Source organism: Anaerotignum sp. MSJ-24, from assembly GCF_018918145.1.
In the GTDB taxonomy this organism is placed as follows: domain Bacteria; phylum Bacillota; class Clostridia; order Lachnospirales; family Anaerotignaceae; genus Metalachnospira.
Genome location: NZ_JAHLPX010000007.1, coordinates 461,702 through 475,891, shown reverse-complemented (window position 1 = coordinate 475,891; position 14,190 = coordinate 461,702). Strand labels below are relative to the sequence as shown.

Genomic DNA, 14,190 nt, shown 5'->3' with positions numbered 1-14,190 from the left:
CAACTCACTTATCTCCCTTCTGTGCATAAAGTATAAACTTGCCTTTATATTCAAGTTTATTCAACGCCTTACTTACATCATTTGTAGAAATGCTTTCTATCATTTTCTCAACAGGAATTTTTTCGATTATTCCGAGAAGCATGGAATTCATTGTTTCATTCAGCCTTCCGGTTCTTTTATCCGCTGTTTCTCCTTCGGCTCTGATAACAGCATTTTTCGCTTTATTGACCATAGTATCGGTTATTTTTGTACTTCGTATGCTGTCCTCAATAATCGATGCCGCCTTTTCCTCACTTCCGACCTTTATTCCGGCATCAATAATATAAACCATTCTGAACCGCATAAGCCTTCCGCCTATATAATAGCAAAGTCCTTCCTTCTGCCTTACGCTGTCATAAAGTACGGAATCTCCCGAACCGCATAATATTTCTCTAAGCACCAATGCCGTATAATAATCCTTTCCGTATGGCTCAAGGTCTGATGTATAAGCCATTGCGATACGGCTCTGGTCTATGCTTCTGCCTTCACTTTTTTCGGCACAGCCGGCTGTTATGTTCACATCATCAGCCTCAAGTTTCTGTGGATTTCTTCTCTTATAAACAAGCTGTTCGGCATAATTAACAGCCGTTTCTTTATTAATATCACCGCTTATGAATATATCTGTCGGTGCCTCTGCCTTAATTTTTCCGAAAAGCTCATTTACATCATTTACTGATATATTGCTTATATCCTCGGCATATCCGTCACAATGTACCGAAAAGGAATCATCGGCGTATACAATATCTATAAGCCTTTCAATGGCTGTTTCTGCCGCCGAATCATTTTTCTGTTCAAGCCTGTTTTTCAATCTCTGTTTTGCCTGGTTCAGCATTTTTTCGTTTATTCTGCACTCAACACATTGTCTTAAAAGCTCAATACCGTTTTTAAGCACCTTTTCGTCTGCCGCTTTATCCGATATACTTTCAAAATTAAGTGCAATAAGCTGTCTGCCGCCCTTCTGTATTATCTGTGCATCAAAATTCGCCCCGTACATATCGGCAAGTCTTTTATCCAGCTCGGTTCTGTTGCCGTCCGGACCTGTCTTCAGACATTCGGCAATAAGCGACACTGTTGTTGCTGTTTTTTTGTCCGCACTTACCGTCCATACAAGCGATACAAAATTTGTTATAAAATCTGTTTCATAATAAAAATGCAGTCGTATACCTTCCGATACTTCAATATACTGCATATTTTTTTCATTTTCGTTCATCAAAACAATCACCTCATAAAAATTGTTTCCCGAAAACATGGAGTATATTCTTGTATACAAGTCATATTAATGTTAGAATTATTTAAAATAAGTACGAATGGAGAAATAAAATGGAAAACGACAAAGAAAAATTTAAAATAATTGAAAAATTAAATGCAAGAATACAGGCTTTAAGCCAACACGAGGAGCTCAACTCCGATGAAATTCCGATGACACTCCAGATGAAGGCATACTTATATGATTTTTCTCTTGAAGACAAATCAATAACAATTGCATTTCCAGTTCAGAAAAAGCAGCTTAATCCCAATAAATCAATGGTAGGCGGACTTATTGCCAATGCTGCCGACATGACTTGCGGACTGCTTATGTTTGCCCTTGACGGCTCTTCGATAGCTCCGACGATAACAATGACAACAAATTTTCTTAATCCTATTTTCGAAAACGACACATTGCTTATGACGGCAACAATAGAAACATGGGGCAAGCGAATCATAAATATGTCGGCAAGAGGCATTTCCAAAGAAAACGGAAAAAGCATTATTACCGCTACGGCATCATTTATAAGTCCGGAATCCTTCAAAAAGCACTAAACAAACAAAATAAAACTCCTTCATGTGATTTACCTTACATAAAGGAGTTTTGTTTATTTAAGTATCATACACATTTTATGTCTAAAAGGCTAAATTTAACAGCAATTTTACATACATAAATAAAACTAAATGTAAAAAATTATCGCTAAGTTCGTTGTAAGCATTATATAACAATTCACTTAACATATTATCAATTTATTACTATGCTGTATTAAAGCCTTGATATATATGTATACTTTTATTACCTATTCTTGAATTCCGGTTTTCTTTTTTCCAAAAACGCCTTTACGCCTTCGTTCTTGTCCTCACTCGCAAAGACCATTCCGACAGCATTAACCTCTATGCCAATGCCTGTCTTCAAATCAACATCAAGGCCGGAATTAATGCTTTCCTTTGCATATTTCAAAGCTACGCTCGAATGCGAAAGCACATCTCTCATTTCTGCAAACGCCTCATCCATCAGTTCATCGGCTTTAACAACCTTATTAACAATTCCTATCTTTTCGGCATCATACGCAGATAATTTTTTACAGGTGAATATAAGCTCCTTTGCTCTTCCGCTGCCTATAAGCCTTGCCAATCTCTGTGTTCCGCCGCCACTCGGTATTATTCCTATATTCAGCTCCGGAGCACCCAATACTGCATTTTCAGATGCAATTCGCCAATCGCAGCATAATGACAGCTCAAATCCTCCACCCAGTGCAAATCCGTTTATTGCACATATAACAGGTTTGCTTATATCAGCAATCTTGCTGAACGCCTTATTGGAAAGTCTTGCAAACTCTCTTCCTTCCGCACAGCCCCATTCAAGCATTTCGGAAATATCCGCACCTGCCATAAAGCTTCTGCCTTCGCCCGTAAGTATAATACCTCTTACGTTATCATCTTCCGCAAATCTATCAAATAACGCTGTCAATTCAGCCGTCATTTCGGTATTAAGTGCGTTAAGCTGTTTCGGCCTTGCAAACTTTACAACAGCAATGTTATCTGTTATTTCCACATTTATGGTATTAAAGCTGTACATATTGAACTCCGCCTTTCTTTTATATGGTTTTTATTTAATTATATCATATCAAACGTTATTCATGTAATTAAAAAAGTGCCTAACTATATTAAACAGTTAAGCACAAATTCACAAATTACAATATTACATATAAATACACCGCATATGCCGCAAGCATAGCAATACCCTGCACCTTTGACGCTTTTTCTCTGATAAGCATAGGGATTATTGCAAGAAGTATTATTCCAATACATACCGGAATATCTATTGCTATACTCTGTGCCGAAACAGGAAGTCTTTGTCCTGATACGGCTGAACAGACAGGAAGTATAAGTGCAATGTCGATTATGTTTGCACCGATAATATTTCCGATTGAAAGATTTGATTCTTTTTTAGCAATAGCTGTCAAAGTTGTTACCAGCTCAGGAAGTGATGTTCCGACAGCAACAAGAGTTACGGCAATAATTCTTTCGGGAACACCGAGAAGCTCTGCTATTGCACTTCCGCTGTTTATTAAGAACTGTGAACCGATAACGATAAGTGCCGCACCTGCAAGGAATTTTATTACATGTGAAGCAAATTTTTTCTTATCCACAGATTCTTTTTTATCTGATGACATATCCTTCTTTGCATCTCTTACATTTCCGACCATTGATATAACAAATATTGCTATAAGTGCTATTGAGCCCCATATACTTACACTGCCGGTATAGCATGAAAGCCAGAGTACAATAGCCGAAGCCGCAAGAAGAATACACTGACGCATATATTCTTTTCTCTTACAGACAACGTGCATAAACAGCATTGCCACAGCAAGTATAAGACCTGTGTTAGCTGTTACCGAACCGACCGCATTTCCGACAGCCATATCATTTTTACCTTCAAAAGATGCCATGGCAGACACAATCATCTCCGGCAATGTTGTTGCAATACTTACAATCGTTGCTCCGATAATAAAGGTAGGAATACCGAATGCTCTTGCTATCCAGCTTGCCGCATCAACAAAAAGATCGCCGCCCTTTACAACGCAGATAACTCCGATTATAAAAATCAGTACAATTACAAATACATTCATAAATACACTCTCCCGTTAATCAATGCAAATGGCATAAAAAAAGGCCCATCTGCAAACCAATAGTTAATTGCAGATAAGTCTTGTCAATTACAGCTATACCAGACAGCTAAACCGCCAGTATGTTGGCACAACAACGTCATGCGATGACTACTCCCTTACCAGTTTTTATATATTATCATGTCGGTTATTTTTTGTCAACAAATCAAACGCGAAAAATCGCTATTCTTAGCTGTAATTTTTCTGTTTCAGAACCTTTCCGATAATAGATTTCCGTAAACTCACATATATTATGCACGTAACTTTATATTTTAAAACATTACTCAAAAACAATGGGCGTCGTCACGACGCCCATATATGCACCGGGCACCCCTTTGACATACGCCCATGGTCCATCTTATTAATTTAATCAGTCAATATGGATAATTCTGTTTCCTACAAGATCCATCTTTCCGCTTAAATCCTTTGACATATCGGAAATTGCTCTCACATGGAAATCCCATACGGAATAGTTTATATTATTATTGCCGTATGAATATACAACCGGAGCCTCATCTGCATCCATATCCTTATCCGTTACTGTGAACGAAACATTTCCGGTTTTATTTTCGGTAAATGTAATTCTTACGGGAATATACGCATAATCCTTTGATGTTATCATAAGCGCGTGTTTGCCTTCATATATTCCCCATGAACATTCGATTGCACTGTCAAAGTCATAAGCAATATCAAAGTTTCCGCTTGCCTTCTCATCATAATCCACAGGAATTATAAGCATACCTGTATCGCCTACATAAAGCTTATCATATTCCTCATCATTTTTATCGAATATAAAAATTCCGTTTTCTTTTTCAATTATGCTCTGTTTTTCCTTTATTTCAGAAATTATATTTTTATAGTTAAGACCTTTTTCCGAAAGCATATCATCGAAATTGATAAGTGCCTTTTCGCGGCTGTCAACAACACGTACATTCACCGTTGTTCTGGAATGATTTGTTGACGCAAATCCGGGATAGTGCATAACGATTCCCGATGTTCCTCTGTCGTCCGCTGTTATGAAAAGAGCCGCCTTTCCGTCCATATATCCAAGCTTTGCCTCGCATACGTCCTCATTTGTTACTTCCATTTCAATAACCTTATTAGGATCGGCATTAACAGGAAGAACTATTGTTTCATCCGGAAGAAGATAAATTGTATCAAAAACGGCCTGAGGTGCTTCGGAATAATCGCTGTTATACTGCGATTTAGCGGCATTTGCGGAATAAACCGAAACAGTTCTCGTCATTGCATTCCATGTAATATCAATATCAAGTCCTTCCGAAATAGCTCTGAGCGGAACATAAACTCTTGAATCAACAATAACAGGTGCAACAGGAATTTTCTTTTCTTTTCCGTTGACCTTCATAATGTCATTGCCTACCGTAAGCTCAATATTTGATGAACCTTCGTCAACAACAACCTTCTGTTCATCTTCCTTCCAGTCTACTTTACACGAAAGCTCTTCGGCAATAAATCTAACCGGAACAAGTGTATAACCATCCGAAATTTTCGCCGACGCACCGTTGATAATTTTTCCGTTTACATAAATAACCGCATCGGAATTCGTTACCGTACCGGCATAAGCATTGAAAGACATAAGCACTGCAAATGCACCGGCAACTATATATTTAAAGCATTTTTTCATCTGAGAACCTCCCCAAAAAACGCATGACTGCATAAAAATAATGTTAATATAATCCTATATAAATAGTAATACATTATTCCTCAATTTTCAAGCAAAAACTAATGAAATTGACAATAAAAAATCGTTAATTTTCACAGTCAGTTTCCCATAAAAATTATATACGGTTAATTCTCAAAAGTTTTTCTTTCGTTTTCTCTCATATAAACTCATATCCTAATGAAATCAGCTTATTTTTAGCATTTTCAAAATTTTCCGTTTTAACCAGCACGTAATCCGTATTGAAGGTTGACACAACGAAAACGCCTATTTTTTCCTCTGCAAGTGCTGCCGATATTTTAGATATTATGCCTATAAGGGAAAAATCAAGTGTCCCTTCTATTCTGAAGGCCGTCCAGCCGTCCTCTCTCTCAATGCAATCTTTCGGAGCTTTTCCCTCTGTACATACCAGAGAAAGCTCCTCATCGGTTTTACCGACAAAACAGTATTCATCACTGAAATCTATTTCATTAATATTTTTTACCTTACATACGGTAAAGCTTTTATTAATCTTTTTTAATATCATATCAACATCTTATTTTATGTCTATCTGACACATCTTCATTGTTGTAAGTGCCGCCTCATGGCTTTCCGGCGTTACTCCGGCACAGCAGCCTGAATCAACCGAAATATGTACCTCCGGCATTTTTGCCTTAAGAAGAAGTGCATTGGAAACAACACAAATATCCGTACAGAGTCCGACAAGCTCAATCTCTATGTCCTCATGACCACTTCTCGCAAACAATATATCCGCAAGATCCGTACTGCCGAAGGTGAGCTTTGTTATCACTTTGGCCTCCGGCATGGCCTCTTTTACTTCATCTCTTATCTTCCAGCCTTCCGTATCTTTTATACAGTGTTCAACAGGAAGATTTTTTCCTTCGGACGTCTCAAGATAATCCGCAAAATGTGTGTCCATCGTCGCATAAATATTCTGCGGCTTATATTCCTTAATTTTTCTGACAACAGCCGGAACAATGGCCTGTGCCTCCTTTGTTCCCAGTGAACCGTCAATAAAATCATTCTGCATGTCTATAACAACAAGTATTTTTTCCATAAATATTACCTTCTTTCTTTATTGCAAAAATAGTAGCACCGCAAAAACCTATTGTCAATATTTCTCATGCAATGAAATTTGCATTGCATACGGACCTTAATAAGGTTATACTAATAAGAAAAAAGGAGCTGTTATAAATGAATCCATTTAATCTTGATATAACCAGAATAGTTAAATACGTATGTATGACAATCGTTGCAATCGTTTCCGTTTCGGTCGGCTGTGCAACTCTCGCAAGAATAGCCGAGGCTCATTTAGAGGCAATATCCGATAAAAACTGGGACGATGAGGAATAAAACGGCTTTTTTAATATAATTGAACTATACTAATTTTTAACGGAGGACAGCTATGGTTTTTTACTTCACCGGAACCGGAAACAGCCGTTATATAGCCGAAATAATCAGCAAAAGACTTGATGACGACATAGTTTCTCTCAATGAAAAAATCAAACAAAATGACTACTCGGAAATTCATTCCGACAGACCTATTGTATTTGTATTTCCGATATACGCATGGCAGATGCCTCATATTGTAAGAGATTTCATAAAAAAGGTGAAATTTTCAGGTACAAAAAAGGTATATTTTATTGCTACCTGCGGAGCCGAAAGCGGAAATGCCGTTCATTTCATAAAAAATCTGTGTTATGAAAAGCATCTGCATTTTATGGGAATTATGACAATTAAAATGCCCGAAAACTATATTGCCCTTTTCTCTACACCGTCAAAAGAAAAAGCTGCGGAAATAGTTTCAGCCGCAAAACCAAAGGCTGTAAAAGCTGCCGGATATATTCTCACAGAGCGTTCCCTTCCCTGCGAAAAGCTCATTTTTATTGACATTGCAAAAAGCTCATTTATAAACAAGTTTTTTTACAATCATATAATAAGTGATGAAAAATTCTTTTCAAAGGACAGCTGTATTGGCTGTGGAAAATGCGTACAGGTCTGTCCTACAAATAATATAACACTTGAAAACAATCGTCCTGTATGGAACGGAAACTGTACACACTGTATGGCATGTATTTCTTTCTGTCCTGTTGAAGCAATAGAATACGGAAAAGCGACAGAAAAGAAAAGACGTTATTATATTAAGGACGGTGAAATACATTGACACTCGAAACTGACAGACTGATTCTCAGAAATATAGTTGATTCAGATGCAGAGGATATTTTCGATTATTCGCATAACGAAGATGTAGGTCCCAATGCCGGTTGGAAACCACACGAAAATATAGAAGAAACAAAGCAGATAATCAATGATGTATTCAAAGACGAGATAAGTATATTCGGAATAATACTTAAGGACACAAAAAAGCTTATAGGCACAATAGGGCTTATCGCCGATCCGAAACGCGAAAATCCCAGAGCAAGAATGCTCGGTTATGCTTTAAGTAAAGATTATTGGGGACTCGGCATAATGACCGAAGCCGCAAAATCCGTAATCAGTTATGGATTTAAAAGTCCCTGTACCGATATAATCACATGCTGTTGTTATTCATACAACAAGCGTTCCCGCAGAGTTATTGAAAAATGCGGTTTTGTCCATGAAGGAACACTCCATGACGGTGAAATGCGTTATGACGGTGAAATATTCGATTTGGAATGTTTTGTTCTCAGCAAATAATTATTTATTTCAACAAATTAATCTAATATATTGACTTTAAAGCAACGTAGTTTTATACTTAATAATGTTTCAGGGCGAGGTGCAATTCCTCACCGGCGGTAATAGACACAATGTGTCTGAGTCCGAGGACCTGTTCAAACAGGTTGATTTGGGTGCGATTCCCGAACCGACGGTATAGTCCGGATAAAGGAACAGAAATATGCGTTCTTTGTGCGTCCCTGTTTTGGTATGCACTTTTTTATTGTTTTTCTGTGCCTCAACTATACCACAATAATATTTCTACATAATCGGAGGTTTAAAACACAATGGAAAGATCGGCAAAAGTAAGAAAACTCACTACAATGGGTATGATGGCGGCTGTATCGATAATTCTTGTTTATCTGATACATTTTCCCATATTCCCGGCAGCATCATTTCTTGAATATGATCCTGCAGACATTCCTATATTTATCTGTACATTTTTATATGGACCTTTAAGCGGATATTTACTTACAGTAATTGTGTCATTTATTCAGGGCTTTACCGTAAGCTCACAGAGCGGCATTATCGGAATTATGATGCATATTTTCGCAACAGGCTTTTTCACAATCGCTGCCGGAAACATATATAACCGCAACCACACAAAGAAAAACGCCATAAAGGCTCTTATTATCGGAGCAATCGTTATGGTTGCTTCAATGTGCGTATGGAACATTATCTTTACACCTATTTTCATGGGTACTCCCAGATCAGTCGTTGCACAGATGATTGTTCCCATAATACTCCCGTTCAATGTAATCAAGTCCGGAGTTAATTCATTTATTACATTCCTTATATATAAGAAAATTTCAAACCATATTCCTCACGGAAATGCACTTAAAGACTGATACATAGAAACAGGCTGTGGAAAATTCCACAGCCTGTTTTTTATACCTTTATTCTATCAGCAACATCCTTACTCAGCGCAACCTGTTTTCCGTTTATACCAACAATAACATTGCCGAAAAAAGATGAAACAACATCAACATCTGCTCCCTGTACAATTCCCATGTCGGCAATAAAATCCCTGCTGATATAATCGCACAAAATCCATTTAATTGTATACAACCCATACTTAGATACATCTGCCAATGAAATCATAAAATCATCTCCCCAACCATAATAAAAACGACTACATAATTATAATTGTTCAATCCCTTTCTTTTTATTTAATTATTTTATTTCCGAAATTAAATATGATCAATCCGGCTACTATAAACGCTCCGCCGACAATCGTTGCCGAGGTCACACTTTCTCCTGCAACAATAAACGCTATCAATGACGTAACAAAAGGAGTAACAAACATATAATTGCTAACGGACGAAGTATGCTCCGCAAGCGAAAAAGCCTTCGACCATGTGCAGTATGCAACAGCCGACGAAAGCACTCCCAATATAAGTATATTCCAAATCTGGTTAAACGGCATTCCCGGAAGCTCATTTAAGGCATTCGGCATAAACACGCACATGAACAACGCTCCCCAGAAAATACTGTATGCAGTTGAGCAAAGCGAAGAATATGTTCTTGTGAGCCTTTTCTGGAATATGTTATAAAGGCTCAAAGCAAATGCCGCTATTATCAGATAAAGTATTCCTTTATTTACCGAAAATCCGCCACTCAGAACCGTAAGCACAAGAACGCCTATAAACGAAACCGCAATGGCACAATACTGCATTTTTGTAAGCTTTTCTTTATAAAATATTCTTGCAAGTATCGCCGTCATAATCGGTGTTGTTGCAACAATAACACTGCTTGTTGATGAATTTACCGTTCTTGAACCGAGATTAAGCATTGTCGCAAATGTAAAAAATCCCGTTGCTCCGGAAAGTGCAAACCAGATCATGTCCTTAGCTTTAGGCGGCTTTATTTTCTGGACAAGCACAACTATAAGCATTGCCAAAGCCGCAACCGCATATCGCAGAAAGCCTATTGCAAACGGTGAAAAATACTTCAGTGCAAGTCTTGTATTAACATATGCAAGCGACCAGAAAAATATTGTTGTCATTGCATACGGATGGAAGCTCTTTTTAAAACTCATTTAAGCTCACCGACCTTTTTGATAAGCTTTTCATATATATTCTTTTTCATCCAAGGCTCGCTCACCTTCTCCATTGCAGTCTTAACATCAAACCACGCAACGCCTTTATTCTCATCTGCTTTTATATGCAGTTCATCATTTTCGTCTGCTTCAAGAAGATATGTAACATTCAGATGCAGATGCGAAGAAACATATTTTCCACGCTTAATATGTCCGTCAACAGTAAGCACTTCTATCGAAAATATCTCCTCCGAAACAGGTCTGATGTGCTTTATTCCTGTTTCTTCAACAGCCTCTTTTATTGCAGTATGAAGAAGATTTTCCTCTCCATCGGCATGGCCGCCTGTCCATGCCCATGAATCATATATATTATGATAAATCATAAGCACCTTGGTTCTGTCTTTATTGACTATCCATGATGATGCGGTAAAATGTGCAACGGTGTTATCTCTCAAAAGATAATTATTGCAGTTATCCATAAACGAAAGCATAAGTCTGCGATCATTTTCCTCCTGCTCACAGCATGGTATATATTCTTTAATTTTCTCGTATAACATAGACTTACTTTCTCCCATACCATTTTTTGTTGTTTTCCACAAGCTCGTAAAATGTAACCGGCTTAAAGTTATTTATATCCACACCGCAGTTAAATGCATCCGGAAGATAATCCCTTATTATCGGAAAAGCCTCTGTTGTTCTGCTCGAATGGATATGTCCGTGTATAAGATAGGATTTTTCCTTATGGAAATGACTGCTTCCTGGCCATTCCAAAAGCGGATAATGGCAGAGCGTAAGAAAAGCATCGTCCAAAAACATATACTCTATGTTTTTTACCGAAACGAAATAATCCTTGTAATTCGGTGTTTTTCTCATCCAGCCAAAATCATGATTTCCTATAAGAAAGTGCTTTTTTCCTTTAAGTCTTTTTAAATAGCATTCCGCATTTATCGGCGGACCGCATACAATGTCGCCGAGTACATATATATCGTCATCTTCTTCAACCGTATCATTCCAACGTGATATTATATATTCATTCATTTCATCTGTATTTTCAAAGCCACGAATTTTTCTCATATCATCGTGGCACAAATGCAAATCCGCAGTAAAATAAAGCATAAAAATCAACTCCATATATTCTTTTTATTATACATCTTCAATTAAAAAATACTATATCGGAAAAGTCAATAAAAAAATGCCGAACAGCTTGTGCGGCTCGGCATTTATAAAACTCAATATCATGATATTTATATAATTATATACAAAACAATATGTGAAAACATCACATTAGAGATGTCTAACATATTCATATAAGTCTAACATTTATTACATTAGTTTTCTATTGATTTTCTAACATCATTCTCATGGTTAAACAGTGTACAGCCTCCGTTATGTACCTTTTCATTCCTGCTTATATCCCGTACATTGCTGAAAAATCTCGATTCAAGCACTTCTTTTATCGAACAGCTTTTCATATTATGTACGGAAAAAGGCGAAAACGGACATGGTTCGGCACTTCCGTCCGGTGCTATATGGAAAAAGCCTCTTCCTGCCGCAAGACAGCCTTCCATATATTCCTCATCACCGGGAAAACAAAGTATTGTCATATCCTTTTTGATTTTCTTAAGCCTCTGTGTTTCGTTGTTGAGCCATTCGGTATCCTTATGAGAAAGCACAAGTCTTTCCGTACCCTTTTCAGCCGGAACATACTCAACATAGAAAACAACTCCGCAGCCTTTTTCTCTTAATTCATTAAGATATTCCTCCGTTACGGCATTGCAGAGATTTTCCGAAGTAACCGTTACCGACACGGCAAAAAGTATTCCTCTCTTTTTCAACTCGGCCATGGTTTTTGCTATGCTTTCGGCAACGCCTGCTCCTCTTCGTATGTCTGTTTGTGCCGAATCGCCTTCCATACTTATTACCGGAATCATATTTCTGTTTTTATCAAAAAATTCGATATATTCATCATCTATAAGTGTTCCGTTTGTAAATACAGGAAAGGCTATATGCTTAAACTCTGCCGCTGTATTCATTACATCTTTTCTTATCAACGGCTCTCCACCGGCAAGAAGTATAAACGAAACACCTATCTCGTCTGCTTCGGTAAATATCTTTTTCCATTCACCAGCTGTCATTTCATCATTTCTTCCGCCTTCTGTGCACATTCCGTCTGCCCTTGCATAACAGCCGATACAATGCAGATTACATTTTGAGGAAATACTTGCAATAAGAAACGGTGGAATATGCAGACCGTTTTTTTCACTTTCCTTTCTCAGCCTTGACGCTCTTGCAAGCGACGGCACAAAACCGGAAATAAATTTAATGCCCTTCAGATTATTGAGATAAAATGCCGATATGGTAGAAGAAATTGATTTAATGCCATGTTCCATATAGCTGTTAAGCTCCATAAAAATCACCCCATTATATTTTCTGTCAAAATATCAATAAACTTAACTCTGTCCTCTCTGTTATACAGATCCAGACCACAGTAGTTTTTTGTTCCTTCAAGATTCAACCCTGTTGACTGCAATGGTATTATTATCTGCATCGCAATTATTTTAAGCTCAAGCTCTGTTTTGCTTTCTCCGAAAATCTGTTTCAAAAGCGGCAGTAATATGATTTCCGTTGAAAAATCACCTTCGGTAAGACATCTTTTTATCAGAAACTTTTCTATCTCCTCATATTTTATTGTTAAATCATAAAATCCGTTGAGCATTGCTTTAAAGCTTTCCTTTTTTGGTTCGGCAAGGCTTTGGGATATTTTTTCCGATGCCTCTTCCGTCATTATTTCCGCAAGTACATCACCTATAAGCTTATCCTTACTTCCGAAATGATAGTTAATAAGCCCGACTCCAATCTCCGCCTGTGCGGCAATGGCACGAACTGTTATTTTATTAATATCAACATCTTTCTCTATCATTTGCCGTACCGTCTGTATTATCTTTTGTTTTGAACCGTCATCATTTTTCATTATATCACCTGTCCGTTTTATTTGAACATGTTCAAATTGAACGTGTTCAGTTTATACCTATATTACACTTCTGTCAATGCTAATTTAAGATTTTCGTAAAAACTTAATTATATGTTTATGATATTATAAAATCAAATGGAGGTAATATATGAAAAGAATATTTAAAATAATTATAATCGGTATTTGTCTTGGCATTGTTCTGATAATAATAAGAAATCTGTTCCAAATAGACGAAAAAGTATTTATGAAAGGATATATAACAGCAGCTATATTGGTAATAATGGCGGCAGTTATCATAAATATTCTGTACTTTATGTATTACCGCAAAAAAATAAACAATGCTGTTGAGCTTTTCAACACCGGCAAAACTCAGGAATTTATATCCGAACTGAACGAAATGCTTAAAAAAGCTAAAGGAAAAGGAGTAAAGAATCTGATAAACCTCAATCTTTCAGCCGGATATATAGAAACAAAGGACTATTTATCTGCAATAGAAATATTGGAAGCATTATCTGAAAAAGAACTTAAACCTGAAAGAATAAAGCTTGTTTACTACATAAATCTCTGTGATGCTTATTTTTACACATCGGAATTTGATAAACAGCTGGATTTATATAATTCACAAAAATCACTTTTTGACAAATACAAATCCGACAATATATACGGCAGAAACATTGCCGAGCTTAACATACTTGTGGCAATAGCCGAAAAACGATATTCGGACGCAAAAGAAATGCTTGTTGCCGCCACAAACACATGGCATGAACAAAAGTATGTTGATTCCTTCAAGCAAATAGGTGAAATTCTTTCAAAAGCAGAAATACAAAATAATTAACAAAAAATATATGAACAT

At 37.0% G+C, this 14,190-nt stretch carries 18 protein-coding genes and 1 riboswitch; of the genes, 6 read left to right on the top strand and 12 right to left on the bottom strand.

Features of this window, described 5'->3' with window-relative positions:
* Positions 1-4: 4 nt before the first annotated feature.
* Positions 5-1,249 (bottom strand): M16 family metallopeptidase, encoded by a 1,245-nt coding sequence (locus KQI66_RS08590; RefSeq protein ID WP_216428586.1) that lies wholly within the window; start codon positions 1,247-1,249, stop codon positions 5-7.
* 110 nt (positions 1,250-1,359) lie between these two features.
* Between KQI66_RS08590 and KQI66_RS08585 the strand changes: the two genes are divergently transcribed.
* Positions 1,360-1,839, top strand: a complete 480-nt coding sequence (locus tag KQI66_RS08585) for a PaaI family thioesterase (RefSeq protein WP_216428584.1) — start codon at positions 1,360-1,362, stop codon at positions 1,837-1,839.
* A 241-nt stretch (positions 1,840-2,080) separates the two neighbouring features.
* Here the strand turns inward: KQI66_RS08585 and KQI66_RS08580 are convergent, their stop codons facing one another.
* The 5 genes from KQI66_RS08580 to KQI66_RS08560 all read right to left on the bottom strand — a co-directional run bounded on the left by KQI66_RS08580 (position 2,081) and on the right by KQI66_RS08560 (position 6,691).
* Positions 2,081-2,863: an enoyl-CoA hydratase/isomerase family protein gene (locus tag KQI66_RS08580; protein WP_216428582.1), complete on the bottom strand. Its 783-nt coding sequence runs from the start codon at positions 2,861-2,863 to the stop codon at positions 2,081-2,083.
* Between the two features lie 115 nt (positions 2,864-2,978).
* Positions 2,979-3,917: a calcium/sodium antiporter gene (locus tag KQI66_RS08575; protein WP_216428580.1), complete on the bottom strand. Its 939-nt coding sequence runs from the start codon at positions 3,915-3,917 to the stop codon at positions 2,979-2,981.
* A gap of 406 nt (positions 3,918-4,323) precedes the next feature.
* Entirely contained in the window at positions 4,324-5,598 is a 1,275-nt protein-coding gene (locus KQI66_RS08570; RefSeq protein ID WP_216428579.1) for a stalk domain-containing protein, read from the bottom strand.
* 196 nt (positions 5,599-5,794) lie between these two features.
* A complete protein-coding gene (locus KQI66_RS08565) occupies positions 5,795-6,160 on the bottom strand; it encodes an ACT domain-containing protein (RefSeq protein ID WP_216428577.1) in 366 nt (121 codons plus the stop codon).
* A gap of 9 nt (positions 6,161-6,169) precedes the next feature.
* On the bottom strand, positions 6,170-6,691 hold the full coding sequence (locus tag KQI66_RS08560; protein ID WP_216428575.1) for a cysteine hydrolase family protein: 522 nt from the start codon (positions 6,689-6,691) through the stop codon (positions 6,170-6,172).
* Between the two features lie 137 nt (positions 6,692-6,828).
* Here KQI66_RS08560 and KQI66_RS08555 point away from each other — a divergent pair, with 137 nt between their 5' ends.
* The 4 genes from KQI66_RS08555 (at position 6,829) to KQI66_RS08540 (ending at position 9,176) form a co-directional block, all read left to right on the top strand.
* Positions 6,829-6,987 (top strand): hypothetical protein, encoded by a 159-nt coding sequence (locus tag KQI66_RS08555; protein WP_216428573.1) that lies wholly within the window; start codon positions 6,829-6,831, stop codon positions 6,985-6,987.
* Positions 6,988-7,039: 52 nt separating this feature from the next.
* Positions 7,040-7,798, top strand: a complete 759-nt coding sequence (locus KQI66_RS08550) for an EFR1 family ferrodoxin (protein WP_216428571.1) — start codon at positions 7,040-7,042, stop codon at positions 7,796-7,798.
* A complete protein-coding gene (locus tag KQI66_RS08545; RefSeq protein ID WP_216428569.1) occupies positions 7,795-8,310 on the top strand; it encodes a GNAT family N-acetyltransferase in 516 nt (171 codons plus the stop codon). The genes KQI66_RS08550 and KQI66_RS08545 overlap by 4 nt, the downstream gene beginning before the upstream one ends.
* A gap of 61 nt (positions 8,311-8,371) precedes the next feature.
* Positions 8,372-8,508: riboswitch (FMN riboswitch) on the top strand.
* A 107-nt stretch (positions 8,509-8,615) separates the two neighbouring features.
* Entirely contained in the window at positions 8,616-9,176 is a 561-nt protein-coding gene (locus KQI66_RS08540; RefSeq protein ID WP_216428567.1) for an ECF transporter S component, read from the top strand.
* 40 nt (positions 9,177-9,216) lie between these two features.
* On the opposite strand, the gene KQI66_RS08535 is transcribed toward KQI66_RS08540, so the two are convergent.
* The 6 genes from KQI66_RS08535 to KQI66_RS08510 form a co-directional block, all read right to left on the bottom strand.
* Positions 9,217-9,429, bottom strand: a complete 213-nt coding sequence (locus KQI66_RS08535; protein ID WP_216428565.1) for a FeoA family protein — start codon at positions 9,427-9,429, stop codon at positions 9,217-9,219.
* A gap of 64 nt (positions 9,430-9,493) precedes the next feature.
* Complete coding sequence (locus KQI66_RS08530) at positions 9,494-10,366, bottom strand: DMT family transporter (RefSeq protein WP_216428563.1); 873 nt, start codon at positions 10,364-10,366, stop codon at positions 9,494-9,496.
* Positions 10,363-10,923 (bottom strand): NUDIX hydrolase, encoded by a 561-nt coding sequence (locus KQI66_RS08525; RefSeq protein WP_216428561.1) that lies wholly within the window; start codon positions 10,921-10,923, stop codon positions 10,363-10,365. The genes KQI66_RS08530 and KQI66_RS08525 overlap by 4 nt, the downstream gene beginning before the upstream one ends.
* Positions 10,924-10,927: 4 nt before the next feature.
* Entirely contained in the window at positions 10,928-11,482 is a 555-nt protein-coding gene (locus KQI66_RS08520) for a metallophosphoesterase (RefSeq protein WP_216428559.1), read from the bottom strand.
* 212 nt (positions 11,483-11,694) lie between these two features.
* Positions 11,695-12,774 (bottom strand): radical SAM/SPASM domain-containing protein, encoded by a 1,080-nt coding sequence (locus tag KQI66_RS08515; protein ID WP_216428557.1) that lies wholly within the window; start codon positions 12,772-12,774, stop codon positions 11,695-11,697.
* 5 nt (positions 12,775-12,779) lie between these two features.
* Positions 12,780-13,337, bottom strand: coding sequence for a TetR/AcrR family transcriptional regulator (locus KQI66_RS08510; RefSeq protein WP_216428555.1), 558 nt, complete (start codon positions 13,335-13,337; stop codon positions 12,780-12,782).
* Between the two features lie 148 nt (positions 13,338-13,485).
* On the opposite strand from KQI66_RS08510, the gene KQI66_RS08505 reads away from it, so the two are divergent.
* Complete coding sequence (locus KQI66_RS08505) at positions 13,486-14,172, top strand: hypothetical protein (RefSeq protein ID WP_216428553.1); 687 nt, start codon at positions 13,486-13,488, stop codon at positions 14,170-14,172.
* Positions 14,173-14,190 lie beyond the last annotated feature (18 nt).